This window comes from Paenibacillus sp. BIHB 4019 (assembly GCF_002741035.1).
Taxonomy (GTDB): Bacteria; Bacillota; Bacilli; order Paenibacillales; family Paenibacillaceae; genus Pristimantibacillus.
This window is the reverse complement of the sequence record NZ_CP016808.1, coordinates 3,750,343-3,776,350: the sequence shown is the minus strand read 5'-3', so window position 1 is coordinate 3,776,350 and position 26,008 is coordinate 3,750,343. Positions and strand designations below refer to the sequence as shown.

At 45.0% G+C, this 26,008-nt stretch carries 20 protein-coding genes; 5 read left to right on the top strand and 15 right to left on the bottom strand.

Features of this window, described 5'->3' with window-relative positions:
- Positions 1-261: 261 nt before the first annotated feature.
- The 5 genes from BBD42_RS16380 to BBD42_RS16360 all read right to left on the bottom strand — a co-directional run bounded on the left by BBD42_RS16380 (position 262) and on the right by BBD42_RS16360 (position 3,131).
- On the bottom strand, positions 262-726 hold the full coding sequence (locus BBD42_RS16380) for a hypothetical protein (RefSeq protein ID WP_099519018.1): 465 nt from the start codon (positions 724-726) through the stop codon (positions 262-264).
- Positions 727-883: 157 nt separating this feature from the next.
- On the bottom strand, positions 884-1,282 hold the full coding sequence (locus tag BBD42_RS16375) for a hypothetical protein (RefSeq protein WP_150131558.1): 399 nt from the start codon (positions 1,280-1,282) through the stop codon (positions 884-886).
- Between the two features lie 131 nt (positions 1,283-1,413).
- Positions 1,414-1,638 carry a hypothetical protein gene (locus BBD42_RS16370; RefSeq protein WP_237163119.1) on the bottom strand — a complete coding sequence of 75 codons (225 nt, stop codon included), beginning with the start codon at positions 1,636-1,638 and terminating at the stop codon, positions 1,414-1,416.
- A gap of 138 nt (positions 1,639-1,776) precedes the next feature.
- Positions 1,777-2,430, bottom strand: coding sequence for a DUF4279 domain-containing protein (locus tag BBD42_RS16365; protein WP_099519016.1), 654 nt, complete (start codon positions 2,428-2,430; stop codon positions 1,777-1,779).
- 272 nt (positions 2,431-2,702) lie between these two features.
- On the bottom strand, positions 2,703-3,131 hold the full coding sequence (locus BBD42_RS16360; protein WP_099519015.1) for a hypothetical protein: 429 nt from the start codon (positions 3,129-3,131) through the stop codon (positions 2,703-2,705).
- A 305-nt stretch (positions 3,132-3,436) separates the two neighbouring features.
- Between BBD42_RS16360 and BBD42_RS16355 the strand changes: the two genes are divergently transcribed.
- Positions 3,437-4,897 carry an aminotransferase class I/II-fold pyridoxal phosphate-dependent enzyme gene (locus BBD42_RS16355; protein ID WP_099519014.1) on the top strand — a complete coding sequence of 487 codons (1,461 nt, stop codon included), beginning with the start codon at positions 3,437-3,439 and terminating at the stop codon, positions 4,895-4,897.
- Between the two features lie 104 nt (positions 4,898-5,001).
- On the opposite strand, the gene gnpA is transcribed toward BBD42_RS16355, so the two are convergent.
- Both gnpA and BBD42_RS16345 read right to left on the bottom strand, forming a co-directional pair.
- Positions 5,002-7,164: a 1,3-beta-galactosyl-N-acetylhexosamine phosphorylase gene (gene gnpA / locus BBD42_RS16350; protein ID WP_099519013.1), complete on the bottom strand. Its 2,163-nt coding sequence runs from the start codon at positions 7,162-7,164 to the stop codon at positions 5,002-5,004.
- 12 nt (positions 7,165-7,176) lie between these two features.
- Positions 7,177-8,196 carry a glycoside hydrolase family 88/105 protein gene (locus tag BBD42_RS16345; protein ID WP_099519012.1) on the bottom strand — a complete coding sequence of 340 codons (1,020 nt, stop codon included), beginning with the start codon at positions 8,194-8,196 and terminating at the stop codon, positions 7,177-7,179.
- A gap of 231 nt (positions 8,197-8,427) precedes the next feature.
- On the opposite strand from BBD42_RS16345, the gene BBD42_RS16340 reads away from it, so the two are divergent.
- A complete protein-coding gene (locus BBD42_RS16340; protein WP_099519011.1) occupies positions 8,428-9,369 on the top strand; it encodes a helix-turn-helix domain-containing protein in 942 nt (313 codons plus the stop codon).
- A gap of 167 nt (positions 9,370-9,536) precedes the next feature.
- A complete protein-coding gene (locus BBD42_RS16335; RefSeq protein WP_099519010.1) occupies positions 9,537-9,896 on the top strand; it encodes a winged helix-turn-helix transcriptional regulator in 360 nt (119 codons plus the stop codon).
- Between the two features lie 196 nt (positions 9,897-10,092).
- Here the strand turns inward: BBD42_RS16335 and BBD42_RS16330 are convergent, their stop codons facing one another.
- The 7 genes from BBD42_RS16330 to BBD42_RS16300 all read right to left on the bottom strand — a co-directional run bounded on the left by BBD42_RS16330 (position 10,093) and on the right by BBD42_RS16300 (position 21,416).
- Positions 10,093-11,268 (bottom strand): MFS transporter, encoded by a 1,176-nt coding sequence (locus BBD42_RS16330; protein ID WP_099519009.1) that lies wholly within the window; start codon positions 11,266-11,268, stop codon positions 10,093-10,095.
- Positions 11,269-11,749: 481 nt separating this feature from the next.
- Positions 11,750-14,398 (bottom strand): glycosylhydrolase-like jelly roll fold domain-containing protein, encoded by a 2,649-nt coding sequence (locus tag BBD42_RS16325; protein ID WP_099519008.1) that lies wholly within the window; start codon positions 14,396-14,398, stop codon positions 11,750-11,752.
- Positions 14,399-14,455: 57 nt separating this feature from the next.
- Positions 14,456-16,027 carry a type 2 periplasmic-binding domain-containing protein gene (locus BBD42_RS16320; protein ID WP_099519007.1) on the bottom strand — a complete coding sequence of 524 codons (1,572 nt, stop codon included), beginning with the start codon at positions 16,025-16,027 and terminating at the stop codon, positions 14,456-14,458.
- A gap of 65 nt (positions 16,028-16,092) precedes the next feature.
- Positions 16,093-16,962: a carbohydrate ABC transporter permease gene (locus tag BBD42_RS16315; protein ID WP_056041051.1), complete on the bottom strand. Its 870-nt coding sequence runs from the start codon at positions 16,960-16,962 to the stop codon at positions 16,093-16,095.
- A 2-nt stretch (positions 16,963-16,964) separates the two neighbouring features.
- Positions 16,965-17,870, bottom strand: a complete 906-nt coding sequence (locus BBD42_RS16310) for an ABC transporter permease (protein WP_099519006.1) — start codon at positions 17,868-17,870, stop codon at positions 16,965-16,967.
- A gap of 151 nt (positions 17,871-18,021) precedes the next feature.
- A complete protein-coding gene (locus BBD42_RS16305; protein WP_099519005.1) occupies positions 18,022-19,605 on the bottom strand; it encodes a helix-turn-helix domain-containing protein in 1,584 nt (527 codons plus the stop codon).
- 41 nt (positions 19,606-19,646) lie between these two features.
- Positions 19,647-21,416, bottom strand: a complete 1,770-nt coding sequence (locus tag BBD42_RS16300) for a cache domain-containing sensor histidine kinase (RefSeq protein WP_237163118.1) — start codon at positions 21,414-21,416, stop codon at positions 19,647-19,649.
- A gap of 290 nt (positions 21,417-21,706) precedes the next feature.
- Here BBD42_RS16300 and BBD42_RS16295 point away from each other — a divergent pair, with 290 nt between their 5' ends.
- Together BBD42_RS16295 and metE are read left to right on the top strand one after the other, a co-directional pair.
- The gene (locus tag BBD42_RS16295; protein WP_099519003.1) at positions 21,707-22,282 is read left to right on the top strand and encodes a chloramphenicol phosphotransferase CPT family protein; all 576 of its coding nucleotides are present in this window, start codon (positions 21,707-21,709) and stop codon (positions 22,280-22,282) included.
- Positions 22,283-22,604: 322 nt separating this feature from the next.
- Positions 22,605-24,875 (top strand): 5-methyltetrahydropteroyltriglutamate--homocysteine S-methyltransferase, encoded by a 2,271-nt coding sequence (gene metE / locus BBD42_RS16290; RefSeq protein WP_099519002.1) that lies wholly within the window; start codon positions 22,605-22,607, stop codon positions 24,873-24,875.
- 20 nt (positions 24,876-24,895) lie between these two features.
- On the opposite strand, the gene BBD42_RS16285 is transcribed toward metE, so the two are convergent.
- Entirely contained in the window at positions 24,896-25,837 is a 942-nt protein-coding gene (locus tag BBD42_RS16285; RefSeq protein WP_099519001.1) for a LysR family transcriptional regulator, read from the bottom strand.
- Between the last annotated feature and the right edge of the window lie 171 nt (positions 25,838-26,008).

Sequence of the window (26,008 nt, the reverse complement as noted above, 5' to 3'; positions counted from 1 at the left end):
AAAAAAACGTGTTTTAGCATAAACCAACATATTGTTGTTTCAAGGGTTCCTCTTTCCACATAAATAGCGGTCAATTTAGAAAATCTCAGTAAAATCAAGGTTTTCTCACATTAAAATTTGGCAATATGCCCCTCAGTCTCTCTTCAAAGATCTGTTCCGCGGAAATTCCTTCAATGGTAAATAACGCATTGTTTTTATAACCGCCATTTCTTCTAGCGATCATGTCGTACCACTCGGTCCCCACCGCTCAACCTCCCTGAGTTACTTCAATGAAATTCCAATCCCTATTTTATAAATGTAATAACTATAAGAAGCTTCATATTTAGCTCTTCCTATTACATATTCATTGCTCTTAATCAATCCCTTTAAAAGTTCAGGCACTTCAATATCCCATTCGATTTCTAATAATTGTACCGGAAACTTACTATACGGATTTTTTGTATGCATAAATACTGCATCACTCGAACCAAATTCAGAATTAATATATATCCAAGCTTGAAAGTCGATTTCACTCCCGTTTGATTGCTCTTCAATATGATCTAAAATATTTAGGTAATATTTAAAATGACTTTTTCTATGCCCGATACTTTCATCCGTTATTCCTTTCCAGTCAAGGTGCATATGCCAGTGGTTATACCACGATTCATCATCAAAATGAAATTGATGGCTAACAATCAGTTTTTCTATCTTTCGATAATGCCGACGTATACCACGGAATTTTTTCATATAATACCCCTCTATAATAACTGATCATTATGGTGTGCATTGGTTACATATAACGTTCTTTAATTCACGAAAAGCCCCAGCCCTATATTGCATCAGCCTTCTTGAACTGTTGTTAAAATGTCTATACAGTGTTATCAGAAGTTATTGTCCTCCCCGACTACGTTAAATTTAAATCCTTTAAAACTTCTTCCAAACTGTCATCATACATATCCTTTAATCGTTCCATTTCTGCTTTGTCATTTTCACTCAGTTTTTCAAAATACTTTTGGGCAATCCCATCTAGGCTGCTAAAATCAGCTTTAAATAAGAGCTCTTCATCCGATTCTGAAGGTTTAATAAAATAAGCCAAAATGTCCTTACGCTCTTCTTGCGTATAAGCTGTTTCTACTCTCATCTTTGCGTCGATCAAATTTAATATTTCGATCGTATTTGTATAAAATTCCTTGTGAAACCCATTAGGCGTCTTTCGGGCTGGAATATACTTTTCATTCTCTGACGTACAGGCTACTAATGAAATAAGCAGCAACAGACAACATCCTTGAATTACCATTCGCACAATTTCTTTAACTCCTCGCATTATTCTCATATACCCATTTATGTACGGATCCATCTCACCAATTGAAGGCCCAAGGGGCAGGACGCGGCCACACTGAAGTGATGCAATTTTGTCTGCCTGATTCCCTTTCTTCAAGTCACTTTCAAATTCTCGTTACTGTGCCAAAAGAAATCATCATATTTGTCATATGTTAACCATGATTGACTACTAAATTCTTTAGAAAATGTTAATTCTGCTTCGTATTGTTCTTTAGCTTCATTATCGTTTAATCCTATAGTTAATAAATTGCTTATTATACTCTTTGCATCACCTGGTTCTTGCCCCAGTCCCTCTTCCTTTAATGAGTTATAAAGCACGATTTTTCTCCCGTTGACTCATTAGAATTGGCAAAAACATTCCAATGTTGCCATCCTTTCCAGAACGTTTATAATCATCCTCAAATATTTTCTGTAATGAACCTAATTGAATGAAGTTTTAAGACAAATTCATTTGAATTACTCCAAATCCGGTCCGCTTGCATATAAATCTATATCTAATGAAGCATTTAGCTTGGATAGTTTTTCAATAATTTTTGGTTTTAGATTAATTCCCCACATCTGTTCTTTGTAGCCGTAGTAAACAACCCGAACCACTTTATGAATTTCTTCTGATTCAATAATTTGAATCAAATTCGATGTTTCTAATTTATTTATTAAATTTGCTAATTTCTCTTCAACTTCACCCGTTTTCTTATCTTCTAATTGGAAAGTAAACCCGCTATCTTCATGGAATCTATTCGTATTTCTATATGAAATTTGAGTTCCTTTCTGCCATGTTTTTGAGGGTACCAGATTAATTCCCTTCAATAATTTTTCCAAATTAGCTACGTTAGCTGAAACTGATAAATATACACGGTTTCCAGCACTCATTCCCATAAATCTTACTGTTACTTCAGGTGAAGTATCTAAATAAACCACGAAATAATATGCTTCATCAGCAATCGAAAAATATACTTCAGCGGATTGTTCTCCGTCATTCATTATCACATCTGCTATTTTAGGTTTACCATTCTCATAAACCAACTTATGTACGGATAAATACTGTTTCGTTAGCTCGAAGGATTGTTTTTCTATTTCCTTGCGTGCAATTTTCTCAAATGTCTCAATCATCTTCGAACCTCCTTAATTCATATCGATTAGACGATTTCTGATCATGCCTCTGTATTCATGACTTTGATAAAATCCGATGTTTCCGATTTTCCACTGTTTTTTCCATAGCCCAACATGCATAATCTTCCAACTATTTCAGTATACCAAATATAGAAATTTACAGTTAAAAAAAAGAGACTCTTAGCCCGCTGCCAGCAGGCTTCAAATCTCCAATGCTTTCGACATATTCATTTCTGTCTTTGTCTACTGAGCTTTAAATGGTTCCGTTCATATTAAGCGATAAGAATAAAATAAGTATTCGGTGAATAACCACTAACTTGTGCCTCAACTTCAATATTGACTACGGCGCCTGGATTACACACAATGTCGTAGCGATAATAGCCATATTGTTGTACCACTGGGTTAATCAGCAGCACACCAGTTGCATTTATAGAGGCTGGAACATAGTTAAAGCCAACGGGGCTTTCCACAACTAGCGTATACGTCCTAGTATACGAAAATGTATTCGTAAACTTAAAATAATCTCTATCCCCAGGCGTTAAGGTAGGAAAAGACCAATCTCCAGCACTAAATATGTGCGGATTGCTTGCACTATCAGGCTCAAACGGTGGAACATACACAGCGGCACTTGCACTTGCTGGAAGTACAAGCACGGCAACTAGAATAAAAGTACTTAACATAGCGATTAGTTTTTTCTTCATAATTAAACGTCTCTCCCCTACATTCTCATATATTAGACTGGCCAGTCATGTATATAAAATTACCATTTTTACCATTATTATAGAATAGACGCTTGGTCTCAATTACCTTTTTTTTACACCTTATATTTCTGCTGCTTTCTCTTGTTTTCTTGCTTTACTCTATCGTTTCCCCCTATTTCTACAAGGGCTAGAAATGACAGTACTCGACAACCAGACATTTCGCGTATCATATCCTAACAATATGTTATACTAAATAATCTTTATCTTTTTTCAAATTTATACCTATTAATCTGCTGGAGGAATGAATGTTGACAAGATTGGATCAAAGACGGACACCCTTATTCGATGCGGTTAAAAAATATGTAGATGATAAGGTGGTCCCGTTTCACGTACCGGGGCATAAGCAAGGGCGCGGCTTAAAGGAATTAAGCGATTATGTAGGCGAGCGAATGCTGCAAATGGACGTTAATGGCATGGAGGATTTGGACTTTGCGAATAACCCTACAGGCGTAATTCTGGAAGCAGAAAAGCTCATGGCGAATGCTTTCGGCGCGCAAAATGCTTTTTTTCTAGTTAACGGTACCTCAGCTGGTGTGCAAGCTATGATTATGAGCGCTTGCGAACCGGGTGATAAAATCATTATTCCACGGAATGCCCATAAATCCACGATCGGTGGAATCTTTTTAAGCGGGGCCATTCCTGTATATATACAGCCTGAAATCAATGATCAGCTTGGTATAGCTATGGGCATTTCGGAAGAAAGCTTAAAAAAGACGATTAAAGAGCATCCTCATGCGAAAGCTGTTTTTGTAGTTAATCCGACTTATTATGGCGCGGTTTCGGACTTGAAGGCCATCGTTAGAATCGCGCACCGCCATGATATGGCTGTTTTGGTCGATGAGGCGCACGGTGCCCATATGTCTTTCCATGATGACTTCCCTTTGACGGCCATGGAGGTGGGAGCAGATATGAGTGCTGCCAGCATGCACAAAACGGCAGGCTCCATGACGCAAAGCTCCGTACTGCTTTTAAGAAGCGACATCATTTTGCCCGAAAGAGTGAAACAGGTGTTAAGCCTGACTTTTACAACTAGCGCCTCCTACCTGCTCATGTGCTCACTCGATCTGGCCCGCAAGCAAATGGCTACCGCCGGGAGCGATATGCTCGAAGAAACCTTATGGCTGGCAAGGTGGGCTAGAGATGAAATTAACAAAATAGAAGGCTTGTACGCCTTCGGACAAGATCTGATTGGCACGCCGGGCTGCTTTGATTTTGATGAAACGAAATTAAGCATCCATGTTGCAGGTCTTGGTTATACCGGCTATCAAGTAGAAACCCTCTTGAGAAAAGAGTATAATATCCAGCTTGAGCTGTCTGACATGCATAATCTATTAGCTATTGTCAGCATTGGGGATTCCAAAGAAAACCTTGAGACGCTGGTCCAAGCGCTTAGAGACATTTCCTCCAAGACAGAGAAGGTCGATTCTAAAAATGTGGTTGCCATTCCTAAAAGCCCAGAGATGATCGTTTCCCCGCGAAATGCTTTTTATAGCCCCAAAAAGGTTGTTGCGCTAGAAGATTCAATTGGAGAAATTGCCGGCGAGATGGTCATGGCTTATCCGCCCGGCATCCCTGTTATCTGCATGGGCGAGCGGATTTCTAAAGAAATCGTGGAGTATATTCAAATTCTAAAAAAACAGAATTGCGAATTGCAGGGTACCGCTGATCCTTATGTGAATCAATTAAGAGTTTTAGGTTCGGAATAACGCAAATCGGAAAAAGGTAAAAAGGCAGCTCATAATGAGTTGCCTTTTTACCTTTTTGCTTATTTGGCACGAATTAAATGTACCTGTCCACGATTTGAAGCAGTTTACCCGCCAAGCGTCATAATCGCTGTGTCATACGGAGCTAATTCAATCGTCTGCTGCCCATATTCCGTACCAATTGTCGTGCTTTGAAGCTGATCGCTGTTGTTAATTACAACGAGTATTTTACTTTCCGGATAATAAGCACACTCTGTATATAAGTTATCCGTCATATATTTCGGTTCATTCCGCTCATTGCCGGCATAGCGGATCAGGTTCAGCAGCAATCGGGAATTTTCTAAGCTGAATTCGAACGAAGAAAGGTAGATTCCCTTGCCTTTGCCAAAAGCATGCGTAGACAGCGTGATTTGTCCGTCCGTTTCATGCGCAACCGCAGCTGATCCGTCGGTAAGATAGATGCCCTTCTTAGCGGCTATGCTTGCCCCAACAGGCACCAGTCCGTGCTCGTCACAAGCCTCATAAGCCCATTTGCCATGAACGACTCTGGCGCCGGTATCCTCATCCACGCCGAGAATATGGGCCATTCTGAAAAAGCTGTCATGCCCTTCAACCGCCGAAGGCTGGTTAACCCCGATAAACGTACCACCCTCGTACACCCACTTGGTCAGGATGTCCACGCATTTGCTATCGTTCCAGTGCGTTCCGCCGCTCCATGCTGAACCCGCCGAACCGGCATTGATTACCACATCATAGTTTTGCAGCTCGCCCTGAAGAATATCCTCAAAATCGATGAATCCGACCTCAACCGGCAAGCCAGATAACGCCTCGTTAATATGAATCAGATCATGCATGTAGGTCTCATGGAAATGGCCGGACAGCGTCCACGATCTCAGCTTGCCCCAGCTGTGCAGAACAGCAACCTTCGTCTTGATTTGATAAGGCTTGCCTTGCTGATGCAGCTCTTTGATCTCCCTGAATTCATTGGCAATCTTCTCGATATAATCGCAGAAGTCCGGGTAAGGCTCTACCAAATGCAAGTATCCGCCCAATCCGATTCGATCAATTGGCTCTCTGAGCAGGGCGCGGCGGATATTAATCCAGTACTTCTTGGCATCCAGCGTAGGATCGCCGCCCTCCATAAAGGTAGGCAGTCCGCCTAATCCGACCGGGAACAAATAAGGATGCAGCCGGATTTCATGCGTGTCCACCTTTACCCCTGAACACATCCGTGCTTCATAACCCGAGAATACGCATTTAATCATGCCGTCAAAGCCAAACTCCGGAAAGCGGTCATTATATGGCTCCATGCCCACCCAGCTGTCATCATAGAAGACGTAGGCCAGCTTGCCGTGCTTATGCACAATATCAATCAGCTGTTTGCTGAAGCCAATGACAAAATCATTAATAAATGCCATCCAGTCGAGCTTGCGCTGCTCTGCCGGAATATGGCTGACACGGTATTTGCCGCCATTTACAAAATCCTCGGCCGTCAGCGAATAGCCATACTTTTTGGCGAACAAATCAAGCGCTTTGGCACTCACCGTAAAATCATAGGAACCCCAATCCGAGAACAGATGGCGATTGCGCTCGCTGCTGCCCCAGATCCAGGCAAAATTATAAAATAAGGAGGTGAAGCGGACTACCGTTGTTTCCTTATGCTGGGCGCACCAGTTTTCCATCCAGTCCAGCATATACTGCTGCGTTTCCAGATACATCGGATCAATCTGCATCAGATGCTCTTTGTTCCAGTTATTCGTGGTGTGATTGTACATCGAGATTTCTTCCCAGATCCGGTAGGCCATGAAGCTGACCGTATATTTATGCCAAGGCACAATTCCGGTAAGCACCACATTCCCCGATTCGCGGTCAAAATTCCACTGCTCTCTCGGAACCTCTTCCCCAGTCGTCCGGTCAATAACCTGCCAGTACTTAAACGCCTCTTTGGAATCATTGACTCTGAACTGCTCAGCGAAGAAATCCTCCATCACATAAACGGATAAATAATCCTGCACCGCTACCTTCGGATTCGTAATTAAAAAACACTGCTGCAGCTTATCCAAATTTTGCGATGCCCACTCATTATGGTCTCTAACAATACAGATCGTAGAATATATACCGTAGCCTGCGTTAATAATTTCATCAGACAGCTTCGTGCCGTCACTGTCACGGATGACATCGGCGCCCCAGCGCTCCGCTAATTCCAGAGTCAGTGCCTCATAACCTGCTTCGCCAGGCAGGGTAAAGGCCCCCTTCGTTTGTTTCGACAAATGGATTCCCTCCTATTTAAGCATATCGGATAGAAAAGCGAGTGCTAAGCCTTGTCCCCAGCCCTGAATCCAGTCTTTTGGAATATTGCGGTACCCTTCCCGGTCCTTCATGACTGCCGTTCCTCCAGATACAGACAGTACCCGTCCATCCTCGCTAATGTTTTCCATGATGCCATTGAGGGCTTTCTGCACATATTTGGTGTGCAGCGGATTGCCGTTATTGATCATCGCCGCCGCAATTCCGCAGGACGCCGAGACCTCCTCATAGGATTCCACGTCATCGAGCAAGGTCCGCCACAAGCCGTTCTCCGTCTGCACAAGCTTCAGTGCGGCCAACTGGTCCCGGAGCGAGCACTCCACATCCATACACTGCGGATACAAATACCATTCTTTTAGCAGCGGCTTAACCTGCGACATCGTATAAGCACCCCAGGCATTTGCTCTCGCCCAGTAAAACCCCGACATATGATCCTGCTTCACATTATTGTAGCCATGGTACCACAGGCCCGTGCTAGGGTTTTGCAGGTATTTAATATGCCAGTAATATTGATTCAGGGCATCCTGAATCATCGCCTGGTCTTGCAGCTTGCTGCCTACCCGCAGCAGGAAAAATGCCGCCATAAACAGCGTGTCCGCCCAAGCCTGCTCCGGAAAATCGTTGGACACGGACACCGTATGCTGCAGCACATGATCTCCGAACCTCAGTGCACTATTTTGGAGATAATCCACCTTGCTCATGACAATATCCCAATATTTCTGGTTGCCAGTCTCTTCATACAATGTAATCAGCACATGGCCCATCGCACAGGTGTTGACCGTCCAGCTCGGCAAGCCCAGCTCGATATATTCATCCGCCCAACCGATAAGCGCATCCAAATACTCTTTATTTCCTGTTGCCTGGTAAGCTCGGGATACCCCATAATAAGCGACTCCGCAAGGCCAGTCCCATGTTAAATCCATGGCTAGCGTTTTTCTCGTCACTTTGTCGATCACGCTTAAAATCTCTTCCCTGTCATAAGTAATTTGAAGCATATTAAATACCCCTCTCCTTCGCACATGTCTCCCAAAGGCGCTTGAGAGCCATCCAAGTTATTGTAAACGCTTTATAATCTCTATTGTAAGCAGTAAAATAGTCTATATCTAAGCATATTCGTAGAAAAAATGGGCAATTTCGATCATTTATTTTTGTTCGCTCATTGAATTCGGCAGTGCTTTCACCTATAATCAACTCAAATTCACATAATGGGAACGGGAGTGTGGAATATGCCTAGAAAAAAGCAGCCCGTCATCGAATACCGCCACTACAGCTTGCCGATCAACTTCCCTGTCCTGCTGTTAAGCGGGGAACGCTGGCGAATTTCGGATATCAAAAGCGAGCATCTTCATTTCCACAACCATTTGGAAATCGGGATCTGCTATTCAGATAGCGGCAGCATGGAGATTAAAGGGGAAACGGTCCCTTTCAAGGCAGGCGATGTGACCTTCCTTCCCCGATATCTCCCCCACACCACGTATAGCTCGCCTCATACAGCCAGTCTATGGTCCTATCTCTTTTTTTCACCAGAGGATCTGTTTCAGCAGTCCTTTAAAAATGCTTACAGCAGCTTTGAGCCGAACCTGTGGAGGATGCAGGGAAAGCACTGTATTTTAAATAAGGAGCAGTATCCCAACGTTTATTCCCTTGCTACGTCAATTGTAGAGGAATTGAAGCAGCAGAAGCCCTATTATCAGGAAAGTGCCTACGGCTTATTGCTATCCCTTTACATCGAGCTCATTAGAATTCATTCCACGAATGAAATGCTGGCCGAACAAGAAACAGAGCAAGGTCCGACGGGCAATTTTGTCATCTCTCCAGCGCTGGAATATATTACGACAAACTATATGACCTCCATGACTATCGATTTTTTGGCCGATCTATGCCACTTAAGCACCACCCATTTCCGCAGAAAATTCCATGAGATCATGGGCACCGCCCCTCTTGATTTCCTGAACAGCACCCGGATCGAAGAGGGCTGCAAGCTGTTGAAAAGCTCCGATTTTTCCATCCTCTCGATTTCCGAGCAGGTCGGCTTTCATTCCATTTCCAGCTTCAATCGCTGCTTCTCCAAGCTTATGGGAGCATCTCCAAAAGAATGGCGCAAAGGGGCTAAATCCGAAGCACAATCGGCCAAGGCGTCGATATTGGAATTTACGGGGTGGGTATGAGGGGATGGTAATTGGTCATCCAAAAAACTACCCGTTTCCTGTTTTGGCCAACACTTACCCTCCGCGTTCGCGCTAGCGATTTACATCCATTCAATAAGATTGCATAATGATGTATTATAAAGTATGCATATTTATACCATTTACTTACCAAAAGGAGAGTGTAACTTATGAGCGGAACCTATATTCCAACTGGCGTGAAACTAAAAGAAACTGGCTTTGGATACACGTTGTCCTTAATAGGCGGTAAATATAAAATGATTATTATGTATTGGCTGTCTGAAAATAAGGTAATGCGGTTTAATGAGCTGAAACGATCTATCGGTACCATTTCCTTTAAAACGCAAAGCATCATGTTAAAAGAGCTGGAGGCAGACGGGCTCATCATACGCAAGGAATTTCCCCAAATACCTCCAAAAGTTGAATATTCATTATCTGAAAGCGGCCTTTCTCTCATTCCATTGTTAAATATGATGTGCGAGTGGGGAGAGAAAAACAGCTCGCCAGCTCTGGAGGCTGTACAGCGGTAGGCATAGTTGTTTTGTTTATATTACAAAGAAGTATCTCCTGAACAGGGAGATACTTCTTTTTTTGCAAGCTGCTCGATCACGAGCGTACGGTCGTATTGCCAGATAAACAACTGGATCGCTTGAGCGATTTTGTGCACGTTGACTCTTGCAGTTGGTTAAGCACCAATCTTTTAGATATTCGTTTTTCTATATCTTTCTATATCTTTCTAAGTTCTGATGGAGCTTTAGAGCGGGTTACTCGTAAGTATACCCTAACGGTTATTGCAGCGATGGCAACAACCGCAGCTCCAATCCAACTAATTAAAGCTAAGGAAGCTTGTTCCACGACAACGCCTCCAATTCCTGCACCAGCACCCATAGCAAGCTGTAAAACTGAAGTATTCATACTCACCATAATGCCTGAAGCCGCCGGAGCAAGCGTCATTAAGTGATATTGCTGAGTTGGACTTGTTGACCAAGCGGAGAGAGCCCAAAATATGAGCACAAGGAAAGCGATAGCAGGCCATTGGCCTGATAATGACAGTAGAACTAAGGCTGCTGCATGCAGTACCATACTGACAAATAAAGTACGAGGGAATCCCCATTTATCTGTACTATAGCCGCCAAACTTTGAGCCGAATAAGCTGGCAATCCCGAAAGCGAATAAAGCAATGATGACTGTTTTACTGTTCATACCTGTAACTGACAGCAGGAAGGGAGAAATGTAGGTGTAGACAATAGAATAACCAGAAATCCATAAGAAAGTGATCATTAGGGCTGCCATTATTTTCGGTTGCTTAATTAAAGCAAGCTGTTTGCGCAAGGGAACCGCTTCATCGCCATTTGAGCGCGGGATGACTAGGAGTATAACGATCATCGCAAGAATACTAAGTGCACCGATTCCTCCGAAGATTAATCTCCAATCATAAACGGAAGCAATAACTCTGCCTAGCGGAACACCGATAATCAACGAGGTGCTAAAGCCCATAAGGAGCGTTGCAATTGCACTTCCTTGTTTATCAGGCGGAGTCATCTTGGTAGCGACAGTAAAGGAGGTTACAACGAATACTCCCATGCTTAGTGCAAGAATAACGCGTGAGACAATAAGAAATCCAAAGCCGGGTAAAACCACGGCGATAATATTTCCAACTACAAATACGCCAAGCGAATAAACTAAAAGCTTGCGCTGCTCCATTCGTGCTGTAAATGCGATAAGGAAAGGTGTTCCAAAAGCATAGGCGAGTGAAAAAACAGTAATGAGCTGACCAGCAGCAGCGACGGAGACATTAACGTCTGTTGCAACTGAGTCGAGAATACCTGCTATGATATACTCGGATGTTCCAACCAAAAAGCTAACAGCGGCTAATAAGTAAATTTTCCAGACATTTGACATAAAATTATCCCTCTTTCTTAAGTTTCAATATTTCTAGGTATATAGAAATTATTTATTTCATTCTCTGAGTATAAAGATTGCACTATAAATATGTAAGTACGCACTTTTAGTACAGGTACTGTAATAAAGGTGAGTGCCACCCCTGAGCATATATACTAAATTCAACTAACATCGCCCCGTCATACCGATTGCTGAATCCATACTTTATGAATCTCAAAACCAATCAAAAGCGGCCCCGGTTCAAAATTGATTTAATCGCGACAAAAAAACGTGGACACTCATGAGGTGTCCACGTTTCTCATTTTAAGGAAGACAAAAGCAGGGAGACGGCTGAGTGAGAACTGTCCCTGCTACTGGAATGGGCGAAACAAACCTACACGCATCAGAGTGACGAATATGCTGTCGTCGAAAAAAAAGCAGAAGCCGCCTGTTATGCCAGGCGACTCCTTCTGCAAGAATATAGATTTCTTCATTGAATAATTTAATCTTCTGACACTTCCAACCATACAGGCCCAATTAACCCGCTCGGTTCCTGCTGGGAGAAAGCCGACAAGTAGTCGCGCTGGTCCTTCACGAGCGTATTCGTAACTTCAATGACAAGCTTATTTTTCCCTTTTTTCAGCAGACCGCCGATTTCTAGCTGGTAGGGTGGACATATACGCACGCCAGCTTGCTCTCCGTTTACCCATACTTCTGCCGTTTCATAGACTTCCCCAAGCTTTAATAAGGCTTGATTCCCCTGCTGCGTACATTCAAACTCCGTTTCATAACGAAAGGTGCCAGAAAATCGCGGCAAATAATCTGGCTTGCTCATGTTTGTTAAAACCGTCCGTCTCCCCCATTCCTTGAACGAAGGATAATGCTCAGCATCAGCGGTGGAAATCGTCCATTCACCTGCTATATCCATTCCAGTTACGGTCCGCTGCTCTGGAAGCACGGCGAAGTCTCCAAAATCGGCTCCATGAAGAAGAACAATCGATTCATAGGGATGAAGCTCAAGCTGCACCGCTCCAGTCTCCCTATTCGCCTTGCATTGGGTCAACCGATTTAGAAAGGCATCATAGGCATATATTTCGCCTTGGACAGGCAAAACGATTTCTGTATGAATGCTTTGATGCGGGTGCTCGTTAAAAAACATGAATACAGCCAAATTTTCATGAACATAATGATAATTCCGCAGATAGGGCTCGTAACTTGCCGCTTTCATATCGTAATATCCATCAGCCATCAATTGTTGGGCTAATTGGTCTAATGCGACAAGCTTTACGTTCCGATGATGAGCAAGACTGGTTAACTCGGCAGACACGTCACTTCCTTCGCTCGAACGTGCAGGCCAGCCATCAACAAAGCGGATGGCAACACCTTGATCGGCAAGCTGGACCAAACACCGGAGCATTGCCGCTGGCAGCGCCTCTGCATAAGGAACGATAAGGCAACGATAATCTTCCTGATTAATCAGCAGCCTGCTATCCTTTACACTCGCCGCCTCCACAAGAATATCAACGGGAACAACGTCACAATCGATCTGATTTTGCATCAATTGCTTGACTGGCTTATGAAAATACATCGCCTCCCCCGACCATTCGGCTTCAGCATGATAAACGACTGCTGCGGTCGCCACATGCCGCCCGCCTGAAATCAGGTGGCTTATCCGGTTCATATAATGATTCAGATGCTTATAATAGCGGTATTGCGGATTTTTCCCGCCTGCATACAAATGCGGCGGGCAATCTGGATCCGGAAACGTTTTTTGACTGAATGCATGTGGAACAAAATAATTGACGCCGCGAACGAGCATATGGTCAGTGAGCCATTTCATCAGCTTTAGCCCTTCTGCCCATCCATAGGCTCCATACAATTCGCACATCGTCCGTCCCTTTTTTTTCGGATCGATATGCCCCAGCGACACCCCTAGCTTTGCGAGGCCATAGTGGAAAAATTCACTGTCTGTCTCCCCTGCCGGCCAACGAAAAGACATTTCATCAAAGCCTGGAACGATCTGCCACAGTACCACATCGAGACCCGACATGTCCTGCCCCCAAAGCGAGCGGAAGAAGTGGCCTGCTCCGGAGCCAAGCCTTGCATGAACGTTGTTATCTTCCAGCACATGTCCAATGTATTCGACCCCGTGGGCTCTGCACCACTCTCCGACCTGGCTGCAGAAGCTTTCCCCGTAAAGCTTGCTGACGATATTCATATAAGCATACCGAACCCTACTCGACTTTTCCCCCGCCTCATGCCAGAGGAGATGCAGCTGCTTACGGTAATCCTTCCCCAACGCTTGTTCAAGCAGGGCCGGCATTTCATTGCTCCAAGGCAGGGACACGCCTTGTTTTCCCAGTTTCGAATTAAAATCAAAGGTCGTCTTATCGTTGTAGAACCCGGGTTCGTCTGAAAAAAAGCCAGCAAATGTCTTTCCAAAATCTGCGTGATACCGATTATAAAAAGCCTCATAAACCGTATCAAGCAAAATCCGAACCGAATCCCGGACGAGCGGGTTTAGATAATCCTCCTGCGCCTTGCTGCCGCCATCCTTGTTTTCTGAAACGATAAATACCCGCCAATAGCCTTCAGGAATATCCCAATACAGAATGCCGTCATGCACTAGGTCAGTTAAGTCTATGCATTCACTGGTTAACGTTTCATTGGTTGATGCTCGACGAACAGCGACTACTGAAATAAGCTTGTTTTTGCCGGTTGCGTATTGGCTGTGCGAAATGGTGGGCCGAAGCCCGCTCATCAGTAAGGTATCCAGCAGCAGAGAGGTACCTTTGGCAGGACCGATGGTATCGATAAAACGTTCACCCAGAAACTTGCGATGAAGCTCCTCTGGAGCCTCCTTCACTTTGCCTGCCGCATGTCCGGTTGGAAAATGGTCGTCATCGAGCAGCCACACCTTCATGCCGCGCTTTCGAGCTTCATCCATAATGATGTCTATGTCCGCCCACCACTTCGGCCCAAGGAAATCCGGATGAGGCCGTGCCTCTACACAAACAGCACCGATTCCAGCCTCATGAATACGTGCCATCTCTTCGCGAATCGCTTGCTCCTTCTCGCCATGCTGCCAGAGGAAGGGAAGGATATAATTATGTTCCCGACCTTCAAGCACTTCCTTCAAAAGATTGCTCATCCTAGCCTCCCTCCTGATTCAAATCCTTTATCTTTAGTGGATTAATTTTTTACTGGATTACTTCTTTACTTTGGCATACCAGTCTCTGGCACGCTTCGTCACTTCTTCTCCACCCGATTTGTTCCACTTGTCTACGAATTCATCGAATTTGCTAATTGGGTATTGTCCAAGAATAATTTTGGCTGCATATTCCACGAACAGCGTCCGATTGTTAATATCCGGATAACCCTCGTATACACTGGCAGACATGCCATCGCCGGCTATGACCTTGGCATACTTTTGAGCTTCCTGCATATTGCTAGTCACCTGATCGACGATCCATTTACTCTCTTCCGATGCGGTGCTTTCGAAGAGATCAATGGTAAAATCAAGGGTCGACGAGCTTGAATATGGATTAAGAACTAGATTTTCCTGCGTACTCTTATCGTCCGGAAGCTTGACGGCTTTGCCGTCCTTCATTGTATAGTGCATGCCTTCTACGCCGAGGTATAGCGCTTTAAAATTATTTTTGTCATACATATTGTTCAGCAGCTTTAAGGTAGCCATTAGTTTCTCTTCATCTTTATTGTTCTTCACGACCCATTGCGGGGGAGCAAATCTCTTCGCTGTGTAAAAGCCCTCATAACCTTCCACTTTAGGTACGGGGAGCACGGAAAATTCTGCTTCCACACCCGTATTTTTTTTCAGGTTTTCCAAATTGAGATTGAGCTGCTCCACCCAGTGGAAGTAGTTCCCGGCTTTATTGGACGTAATTTTTCCATCCCACTTTGCCTTGTCGTTCAGAAGCGTCTCCTTATCCAATAAGCCGTCCTTATACAGCTTGGCGATGAACGCTAAAGCGTCTTTCATATTCGGTGTTACGGCTGAATAAGTAAGCTCGCCATCGTACAGATCCCACTCCGGGTACCCTTCAAACATGGCCACACCGTACATGGCGAACAAGTGGTCCATCCAGCGAGCATCTTGACGGCCGCCAGTTGGAATCTCATCCTTCTGGCCGTTGCCGTTAGGGTCCTGATCCCGGAACGCCTCAAGTACTTTGATGTACTCGTCTTGTGTTGTCGGCATCGGCAGGTTCAGCTTGTCGAGCCAATCCTGACGAATCATCCCCGCATATCTCCCATAGTCGACCGAGCCAGGGATGTAATAAATTTTCCCCTGACCGGTTGGATCGTTAGCCTTGACAACATCCCACATTTCAGTTGGTATCGTTTCCCAAAGATTCGGGGCATATTGCGGCAATAGCTCCGTCAGGTCGGCAATTGCGCCATTTTTAGCCAAGCTGTCTTCCATGCCCTGTTGGGGAGTAAACAAATCTGGCATTTCATTGGCGGCAATCTTCAAATTCAGCTGATTCAGGTAATTCGTTCCACCGTTCCACTCCACATAAGGATGGATGACGCCTACGCCAAGCTTTTCCTTATAAAATTCATACAGCTGGCTGCCTTTAGTGATCGGCTTGTAACCGATGTTGGTGCCCCATACTTCAATATCGACAACCCCATCTGTACTGCTCGTTTGACTCTGGGCAGCATCATTCGAAGTATTCGTGTTGCCGCCGCAGCCGTTTATAACCGTAACAGCCAAAATTCCCGCCGCTATCGTTAACCCCATTTTTTTAACGTTCATGTGTTTTCCCCCATATCTTTCCGTAATATGTTTAAGGCTGTTCGCCTAAAAACCTAAAAGGATGACTAGCCTTTCACCGAACCGATCATAGCCCCTTTAACAAAATACTTCTGTAAGAAAGGATACACCATAATGATCGGAAGGATAGCGAAGATAACGGTAGCTGCTCTTAAGGTTCGCTCGTTGTAGTTCAGATCAACCGTTGATGCAGCGCCCGCCATAATGACATTATCGTCTGTAATAAACTGCCGAATCTTGATTTGCAGCGGAAACCAGTCGGTATTTTGCAGGAAAAGGAGCGGATGCTGGAATTGATTCCACAACACCACGCCATAGAACAAAGCCAGTGTCGCAAGGACTGCTTTGGACAGTGGAAGCACCAATTGAAACAGCATCCGGAAATATCCACAGCCTTCAAGCAAGGCCGCTTCCTCCAGCTCCTTCGAAAATTGTTTAAAAAACGTTCGCATGATAATCAAATTAAAGGGATTCAGAATATGCGGGATGATTAGCACCAACGGATTATCATAAAGTCCTATGCCGCGAATCGTCAGGAAATAAGGTACGATAGGGGCTTTGAAGATCATGGCGATTACGACGCTGATCATGATTACGGGCCCCCAGCGGAACTCCGACTTCGAAAGCGGGTAAGCAAGCAGCGCGGTCATCAGCAGCGCCAAAACCGTTCCAATCAACGTCGTGACCAAGGTTAGAAAAAACGATTTCCATAGGTCAGGACGATCAATAATATAGCTCCACGAGTCGAAGGTAAACTGCTTCGGCCATAAGGTGACCAAATTCATATCTACAGCGTTTTTGGAGCTAAGCGAGGTAGATATGACAGACAACAGCGGGATGAGAGCGATGACGGACAAGAGGATGAGAACGATCGTAATGCCTGATACAAATATTTTTTCGCTTCTCGATTCGAACATGTCTACCAGAGCCCCCCATCCGATACTTTCTTCGACATTCGATTGAATATATACACCAGTATCAGTCCGATAATCGACTGGAATAAACCAACCGCCGTTGCAAAGCTGTACTGCGCTTGCTGAATGCCGGTCCGGAACACGTAAGTATCCAGAATATCTCCTACGTTGTAGGTCATCGGAGTGATTAGATTATAGACCTGATCAAAGCCAAGATCCAAAAAGTTGCCGATTTCAAGCAGGAACAGTACCAGTACGGTAGGCAGCAGCAGCGGGAAGGTGATATGGCGAATTTGCCGGAATTTGGACGCCCCATCCATCATCGCCGATTCGTACAGCTGAGGGTCAATCGCACTGATTGCCGCTATATACACAACGGTACCCCAGCCGGCATCCCTCCACATGGATGAAAGCACATAAATGGGCCGGAAATATTCGCTTTCCTGCATCGCCAGCAGAGGTTCAAAACCGAACCAGCCGATAACGATGTTAAACAATCCGCTTAATGAAAAAAAATCAAAAACGATACCGGCAACGATAACCCAAGATAAAAAATGCGGAATATACAAAGCGGTCTGTATTCCTTTCTTGAGCGCCGATTTTCGAATTTCATTGATCATCAGCGCCAGAAGAACCGGCACCGGGAAAACCAGTGTGAGCTTGAGAAAACCTAATATCAGCGTGTTTCCGAACACTCGGGCAAAGTCAGGATGCTCCAGCAAAGTCTCAAAGTGCTTGAAGCCTACCCAAGGACTATCTATCAGCCCTTGAAACACCGAATAGTCCTTGAAGGCGATTACAGCGCCGGCCAGTGGAATATATTTAAATATAATGAGAAAAACGATTCCCGGAATCGCCATCACATACAACGGCCAATACACCTTCATTCGATAAAATGCAACTTCTTTCAACTGATCACCCCCCATATCTCGTTGTTGTATTCGCTTACATGAATAATATACAACTAGGGATTGCGTCTCTCAATTGGGCATTTTTAAGGATAAACAAGGGCATTTTTAAGGAAAATAGAAAACCACTCCTGCAGGGAGTGGCTAAATAAGGCTAGCTGCTTGGCAGCCGCTTGCGATATTCACTTGGTTTGCAGCCCGTTAGTTTTTCAAAAAGCCGTGCAAAATGCTGCGTATCCGAGTAACCTACCCTTTGGCAAATTTCATACACCTTTAGATCGGTCCTTTCAAGAAGCTCCTTGGCTTTGCCAATGCGAATTCGGCTCAAAAAGCTTACATAGGTTTCTCCCGTCTTTTGTTTGAAAAACTGGCTTAAATAATAAGGGCTGATAAAAAAACGCGCAGACAAATCCGCAAGTGTAATCGGTTCATTATAATGGGCAGATACATATTCCTTCACCTCTGCAATGATATCCTTCTTCTTAGGTATGTTATGCTCCAGCTTGAACTCGATTATTTTTTTAATGGCTTGAACCATCCATTCCTCCAAGCATTCTAAGGTCCGAAATCGGGATATACCGTCCAATGACAAAATATGGCGGCCCAAAAAATCATTTTGCTGCAGCTGCTGAAAGGACATTTTCCGAATGCTCGCTAACAGGATGTTCACACAATGCATCTGTAAATCAGCGGGGGTCATGCTTGGTTCGGAATCGATCAAGCGAAAAATATCGTGTATGATGCTGACACATTCCTTTTCATCCATGTTCTCAAGGGCCGCTTCCAGCTTGGCGATGCTCTCTTCTGGAACAGATTGAATCCGTCCTGACAAATTTGTAATATCAGTGAATGGTATTACCGTGTCCGCTCCCTTGACGACTTTATAGCTTAGCGCATAGCGGGCTTCTTCAAAAGACTGGCTGATGCCAGCGGCCCTTTCCTGAATCGTTCCAACACCGATGGTCATAGAAAGCCCCAGCTTTAGGTTTATTTCCTCTTTGAGACGCTGCACCGCATGAAGCAGCTCCGTATAGCGGATAGGCCCCGCGTGAGCAACTACCACGGCAACCTGCGCACTTGTATAACGAAACCGATACACTCCATCATACTGTTCAAGAGCCTGATCTATTTGACAGAGCACTTGCTGTAGACCGGCTTCCTTTAGAGCATCGAATTTTCGATCAAATTCAAGCGCAACCCCTGCGAACCCGTTTCCCTTTGTCGGGATTTGCGCCATTTCAAGCCACTCTTCCATAAGCTCCTTATTATCGCTGCCGACATCAAGAATATCCCGCAGAGCATTCTCTTGAATAAGATGATGGACCTCCTGCTTCAAGTCAGCTACTTCCTGCCGCTTAGCCCGATCCGCACGAATCGCTTTCATGGCTTGATGAACGCAGCTTTGAAGCTCCTCTTCCTCGACCGGTTTATTGATATAGGATTGTACGCCTAAATGCATGCCCCTCCGTGCATATTCAAAGTCGGCATATCCGCTTAAGAGAATAAATGTAGTCTGGCTGCCCTTGTCTTTCAGCCCTTTAATCATGTCGAGGCCGCTAACTTGCGGCATCCGAATATCCGTAATCACAATGTCCGGCTGCAATTCCTGGATTAAGCTTCCACCTTCCAAGCCATTATAGGCTACGCCGACCACTTCACATTCCGGGATATACCGGTTTATTAAGAGTTTGATGCCATCCACAATGCCTTTCTCGTCATCAACCAAGACCAGCTTCATGCCAAAACCCCTCTCCTTCTATTTTACTGCCGAACAACATCCTACCGTTTAGGAATTAATATTTCGACGATCGTTCCCCGACCAAGCCTCTGGCGAATCGTTAAATAGTAATCCGCGCCATAATGGAGTTTAATACGCTCAGCTATATTTTTGAGGCCTATCCCGTTCCCCTCCGATTCATCAGCTCCACCTAATTTATATTTGTCCGATTCAGCATACTCCAACAAGGCACGCAGCTCTTCTTGCTTCTCCAATGAAATGCCGGCTGCATCATCCTTTAACCGAATGAGCATTTCCCCTTCGTCCGTCCAGATGCCTTCAATCTCGATATGGATTATCCGGCTGTAGTCCTCAAAACCATGATTAATGCTATTTTCAACAATGGGCTGAAAAATGAGGGGAATGATGCTGCAATTCAGCATCTCTTCGGGCATTTTGATATCCAGTCTGAACCTGTTATCGAATCGGATATTTTGCAGCTCTATATAGTTAGTGGTATATTCCAATTCATGCTTCACGCAATGGTGCTTGCCTTCTTTGCTTAAAGCCAGCCGAAACATGCGCGCCAAAATTTTTATCATATTCGAGGTTTCCTCGTCCCCTTTAACGAGCGCCTTCATACGGATAGATTCCAACGTATTATAAAGAATGTGGGGATTGATCTGATTCTGGAGCGCCATGAATTTGGCCTGCCGCTGCTTGATCTCCGCAATATATACATCATTGATTAAGGTTCGAATCGTTATAATCATTTTGTTGTAGCTGTGCACCAAGCTGCCAATCTCATCGTTAGCCTGCTCTTTCTCTATGGGCAAATATTGGCCTACCTCTGCCTGCTTCATGCTTCTGCGGAGGGCTTTAATAGGCTTCGTAATCTTATAGCTCAAACTAAACGATATAAGAGTGATGACGAGACAGCTCATCAGAATGACCGACACCGTCACTCCCTTGATTTGATTAATGTTGTGCAGCAGCTTCGAGCGGGGGATTTCGGTTCGAATAAGCAAATTCCCCTGCGTGGTGCTGCCCGTTAAAATAATGCTGTCATCGCTGCCATGATCCTGCAGAAGCTCTGTACCGGATTCAAGCACTTGCTGCCAGGATAATCGCCCGCTGGCCGCATCGGAATGATAGACGATTTCATTTTGGCTATTGTTTATGATGACGCTCATGCCATATTTGTCCCGAGCCAAAACAAATTCATGATCAAGCCGCAGCAAGGTAAACGGGTCCAAATCTATGAGAAGAAGGCCTGCATACGCTCCGTCCGAACTGAACAATACCCGTCCAACCGTTATTACAGCTCCTGCCCCCTTATCCTCGTAATAAGAACGATCATGCAGCCCGGTAATAAAAAAAGTATCCTTTGTGCTGCTGAGCTGTTTATACCATTCACGGGACAACAAAATATCCTCTACCACTCTGCTAGTTGTAGTCGTATATTGATAGACATTGGTATCCCGGCTGATCAGCATCACGGTACTAATTTCTGGTTTGAGCAAGGCCACGCGCATTAATAGCCGCTGAACCTCCATTTTTTGAACGATTAATTCATCCATTGGCAAGCTTCGCTTATCTCCAATTCTGTAGATCAATTCATTGTCGACCAATACCGACTTGGTGACCTTGTCGTATTCCTCGAGAAATTCGTTTAATGTCGTCTTGAGCTGCGACGTGTAAAGAGAAGCAAATTCTTGAGAGGAATCCTCCAGCGCCCCCGCCGATTGGCGAAATATGATAACGCTTACAAACACTAAAGGAATAACACAGGCCAGCAAGTAGCCCATTAATAATTTGTATTGAAACCTCATGTTTTTTACTTTTATCCTTGCCCTTCGCATCCATTTCATATGCTCCATCCCCTAGCCCTTCCAGGTCAAACGCTTTGTCTATCTATTATTGTACATGCCGCGGTGCATGGACGCTACCGAAGAGCACCTGGACAAAAACTGGAACAGCTTTATATCCAATTACACGAAAATATACGTTAAAAATCGCAATTAATCAAAGGGGCATTTTTAATTTTATACAGGGGCATTTTTGTGGATTGGGCTGTAAAATCGGAAGGAGGAAGGTCTCTTCGGAGAAATGCCAACTTCGTTTGAAGCAAGGCATCATTGTGTTGATGAACGGAACTTCAAGTTCAGGAAAAACTAGCATTTCTATTGAACTGATGAATCAGAAAGAGATTCTTTTTCATCATTTATCAATAGATGATTTTATCAAGGATTTTTTTCGAAATAAATTTTCAGATATTGAACCTACAAGAGAAGTAGATGAGCAAGTTATCGCAGAAATCATGTTTGCCCCCATACTCTCAATGTACTATTCGACAATTAAATTGTTTTCAGAAATGGGCTTGAATGTAATAGTAGATACTGTAATCGACAATGACAAGCGGTTTAATGAGTCTCTTGATTTATTTTTCGACCAGCCTACGTTATTTATAGGTGTAATATGCTCGAAAGAAGAACTCATAAGAAGGGAGCAAGCAAGAGGAGATAGAAATATTGGACTAGCAGCTTCACAGTTCAGCAAAGTATATTGCATTAATGAATATGACCTCGAAGTAAATACAGAAGAGATGAACCCAATAGAATGTGCCGAAAAGATATTACGTTTTATTAAGTCCAATAAGGAATACACGGCATTTAAGAAATTAAGTAAAAGAAGCTAATGGTTAGTTTAGCTCAAGGTAAATAAAAAAACAGCCCCTATATTTGAGCCTCATAATCTTCCGCTCGTGCGCAACTCGATCTTGTGCACGAGCGGGACTTTCAACTGCCGCGCGATCACAACGCAGGCTCCACCGAACACCATATGGCAGATATAGTTTAATTATCGGATTTTTTTCAATTTTAAATCAATATATTGATTTCACTAACTGTTCGTTTTAACCATAGACAAAAACTATGCCAAGGCATAGTTTTTTTGTGTTTCCCGATAGCAGCTTCCGCGCTCTATACTAAAGCCAACATTTACTCAAGGAGCTGTTACAATTGAAAACATACATTATCGGTTATCCACGTGTCGGCGCGCTCAGAGAGCTTAAATTCGCATCTGAAAAATACTTCAAAGGCGTACTTCCCGTCGAAGAACTGCAACAAACGGCGGCTCAGCTTAGATCGGCAAACTGGAAGCTTCAGCAGGAGAACGGCGTCGATTTCATTCCATCCAACGATTTTTCCTTCTACGACGGACTGCTCGACACGGCTTGCTTGCTTGGGATCGTTCCGCAAAGATACCAAGAACTTGGCCTAAGCCCGCTGGAGACGTATTTTGCAATGGCGAGAGGCTATCAAGGCGAAAAAGGCGACGTTAAAGCGCTGGCGATGAAAAAATGGTTCAACACGAACTATCACTATATGGTGCCCGAAATCGATGACACGACAAGCATCCGTTTAGCCGGATCGAAGCTGTTCGACGAATTTACGGAAGCAAAACAGCTCGGCATCGCAACCAAGCCTGTGCTAATCGGAGCATTCACCCTGCTCAAGCTCGCGAGATTCACCGGATCGAAGAAAGCAAAGGATTTCGTGCCTGCGATTATCGAAGCTTATACGGCTGTCCTTAACCAATTGAATACTCTCGGCGCAGCATGGCTTCAACTGGATGAACCTGCACTGGTATCGGATTTGACGGCGGATGATATCGCGCTGTTCACAGAGCTTTATAACGGTATCCTGTCCGCTAAAGGTAGTGTAAAAGTTGTCGCGCAAACGTATTTTGGAGACGTTCGCGACTGCTATCAGGTTCTTCAAGCGCTGCCGTTTGACGGAATCGGGATCGACTTCGTCGAGGGCAAGCAGTCTTTGGACCTCGTGCGCACGCATGGCTTCGCAAATGACAAGGTGCTGTTCGCCGGCGTAATCAACGGCAAAAACATCTGGAAAAACCAATATAAGCAGACAATTGCCCTCGTTCACGAGATCGGCAAGCATGCAAGCCAAATCGTGCTCGGCACTTCATGCTCGCTGCTTCATGTCCCATACACGATTAAGCACGAAACGAAGCTTACGGCGGCGAATAAGCAATATTTCGCGTTCGCGGAAGAAAAGCTGCGCGAGCTTGCAGAACTCAAGTCGATCCTGGAGCAAGCGAGCCATGAAGCATCTGCTTTTTATACGGAGAATGAGGAGCTGTTCCGTGCATCGCGCCTCACGAACGACAACTCGGTGCAAAAGAGAGTCGCGGAATTGACGGACGCCGACTTCACGAGACTTCCTGCTTTCGCCGAGCGGGAAACGATTCAGAAAGCGAAATTCAATCTACCGCCGTTACCTACGACGACGATTGGTTCGTTCCCTCAGACGGCTGACGTCCGCGCGAACCGTGCAGCCTTCAAGAAAGGCAACATCACCGAGCAACAGTATAAGCAATTCAACTTTGACCGAATCGCAGAATGCATCGTACAGCAGGAAGAAATCGGAATTGATGTCATTGTTCATGGCGAATACGAGCGAAACGACATGGTCGAATACTTTGGCGAATGCTTGGATGGCTTTATCTTCACTGAGAACGCTTGGGTGCAGTCTTACGGAACACGCTGCGTAAAACCCCCGGTTATATGGGGCGACATTAGCCGCAGCAAGCCGATTACTGTAGAATACTCGGCGTTCGCTAAGAGCCGTACCAACAAGCTGGTCAAAGGAATGTTGACGGGTCCGGTAACGATCCTGAATTGGTCGTTCCCTCGCGAAGATATCAGCCTGAAGGAAAGCGCTCTTCAGATCGGTCTTGCGATTCGCGACGAAGTACTCGATCTCGAAGCTAATGACATCGAAATTATCCAAATCGACGAAGCCGCATTAAGAGAGAAGCTTCCGTTACGTCATTCCGACTGGCAGAGCGAGTACTTGAGCTGGGCGATTCCTGCCTTCAGACTCGTGCATAGCGGCGTCAAAGCCGAAACGCAAATTCATACTCATATGTGCTACAGCCAGTTCAACGATATCATTCGCGATATCGATGCGATGGACGCCGACGTCATTACGTTCGAAGCGTCGCGCTCAGACTTGGCCATCATCGACGCAATCAAAGAGTGCGGCTTCCGTACAGAAGTCGGCCCAGGCGTATACGACATCCATTCGCCTCGGATCCCAAGCGTCGAAGAGCTTAAACAAGGACTCGATCGCATGCTCGGCAAGATAGAGGTCTCCAAGCTATGGGTTAACCCGGACTGCGGACTTAAAACTCGCGGTGTCACTGAAACGTGGGCCAGCTTGAAGAACCTTGTCCAAGCAGCCAAAGAAGTAAGAGCAACATTGTAATAACCTACAAGAGGATGGGCTCAAGCGAGCCCATCCTCTTGGTTTATGATCGGATAGCCGAAATCCGTAATGACCGTTTTGAGCTTCAGAACGTAGGCGGCGGCCAGCTGGCTCAAGCTCGCCTTCTGATTCACGATGTAACCTACCTGTATGCTCTCATCCGTACGAAGCCTTACGGATTTGATTTGCTCCCCGTTAAGATCCTTATTCAGTACGCCCGAGCTAATGGTATAGCCATTGAGTCCAATCAGCAGGTTGAATAGCGTGGCGCGGTCACTGACCAGTATTTTCTTCTTGTACGTTCGTGTGCTGAGTATTTCCTCCGCGTAGTAAAAGGAATTATATTCGCCTTGCTCAAAGGCCAAACACGGGAAGTCATCCAAATCTTCGATGTCCAGCAGCGCCTTGGAGGCAAGTGGATGCTCCTCACTAATGAATACGTGCGCTTCCGCTTGGAACAGCGGGTGAAATCGCAGCTCGTTGTCCTTTAATATCTTCTGAATCACCTTGCGGTTGAAGTCGCTCATATAGATGATTCCGAGCTCGCTTCTCATATTCCGTACGTCTTCGATAATCTCGTGAGTGCGTGTTTCGCGCAGTGTGCACTCGTACTCATCCACATTAAGCTCCTTCAGCAGTCCGACGAAAGCCTGCACAGAGAAGGCGTAATGCTGTGTTGAGATCGAGAACAGCTTCTTCGAAGGCTTACGATTCATGTACCGCTGCTCGAGAAGCTCGGCTTGCTCCACGACTTGCCTAGCGTAGGATAAAAACTCCGCTCCGTCGCTTGATAGCACGATTCCCTTGGACGATCGAAGGAAAATCTCAATACCGGCTTCCATCTCGATTTCTTTCACCGCGTTGGACAAGCTCGGCTGCGAAATAAACAGCCTTTTTGCCGCTTCGCTTATGGAGCCGCTTCTAACGATGGTCAGAATATATTTTAATTGCTGCAAGGTCATTAGAATACTCCTTTACTTCCGAATTATGGCCCGTTTCACCCGTTCAAGCAATTATCAAATCCGCAATTCCACTCGCTACGTGTCCTACAAGGATCTGAAGAAAGTCACGGTCACCCTGTAACCGGCTTATAAGGTAATCACGGAAGAGATGGTGCCAACGAAAACCAATAG

Excerpts from the sequence above, each read along its gene's own strand:
- BBD42_RS16300 (WP_237163118.1), bottom strand. The coding sequence starts at position 21,416 with ATGAGGTTTCAATACAAATTATTAATGGGCTACTTGCTGGCCTGTGTT.
- BBD42_RS16330 (WP_099519009.1), bottom strand. The coding sequence starts at position 11,268 with ATGTCAAATGTCTGGAAAATTTACTTATTAGCCGCTGTTAGCTTTTTG.
- BBD42_RS16325 (WP_099519008.1), bottom strand. The coding sequence starts at position 14,398 with ATGAGCAATCTTTTGAAGGAAGTGCTTGAAGGTCGGGAACATAATTAT.
- BBD42_RS16320 (WP_099519007.1), bottom strand. The coding sequence starts at position 16,027 with ATGAACGTTAAAAAAATGGGGTTAACGATAGCGGCGGGAATTTTGGCT.
- BBD42_RS16360 (WP_099519015.1), bottom strand. The coding sequence starts at position 3,131 with ATGAAGAAAAAACTAATCGCTATGTTAAGTACTTTTATTCTAGTTGCC.
- BBD42_RS16380 (WP_099519018.1), bottom strand. The coding sequence starts at position 726 with ATGAAAAAATTCCGTGGTATACGTCGGCATTATCGAAAGATAGAAAAA.
- BBD42_RS16285 (WP_099519001.1), bottom strand. The coding sequence starts at position 25,837 with ATGACCTTGCAGCAATTAAAATATATTCTGACCATCGTTAGAAGCGGC.
- BBD42_RS16365 (WP_099519016.1), bottom strand. The coding sequence starts at position 2,430 with ATGATTGAGACATTTGAGAAAATTGCACGCAAGGAAATAGAAAAACAA.
- BBD42_RS16345 (WP_099519012.1), bottom strand. The coding sequence starts at position 8,196 with ATGCTTCAAATTACTTATGACAGGGAAGAGATTTTAAGCGTGATCGAC.
- BBD42_RS16355 (WP_099519014.1), top strand. The coding sequence starts at position 3,437 with ATGTTGACAAGATTGGATCAAAGACGGACACCCTTATTCGATGCGGTT.
- BBD42_RS16340 (WP_099519011.1), top strand. The coding sequence starts at position 8,428 with ATGCCTAGAAAAAAGCAGCCCGTCATCGAATACCGCCACTACAGCTTG.
- BBD42_RS16315 (WP_056041051.1), bottom strand. The coding sequence starts at position 16,962 with ATGTTCGAATCGAGAAGCGAAAAAATATTTGTATCAGGCATTACGATC.
- BBD42_RS16335 (WP_099519010.1), top strand. The coding sequence starts at position 9,537 with ATGAGCGGAACCTATATTCCAACTGGCGTGAAACTAAAAGAAACTGGC.
- BBD42_RS16305 (WP_099519005.1), bottom strand. The coding sequence starts at position 19,605 with ATGAAGCTGGTCTTGGTTGATGACGAGAAAGGCATTGTGGATGGCATC.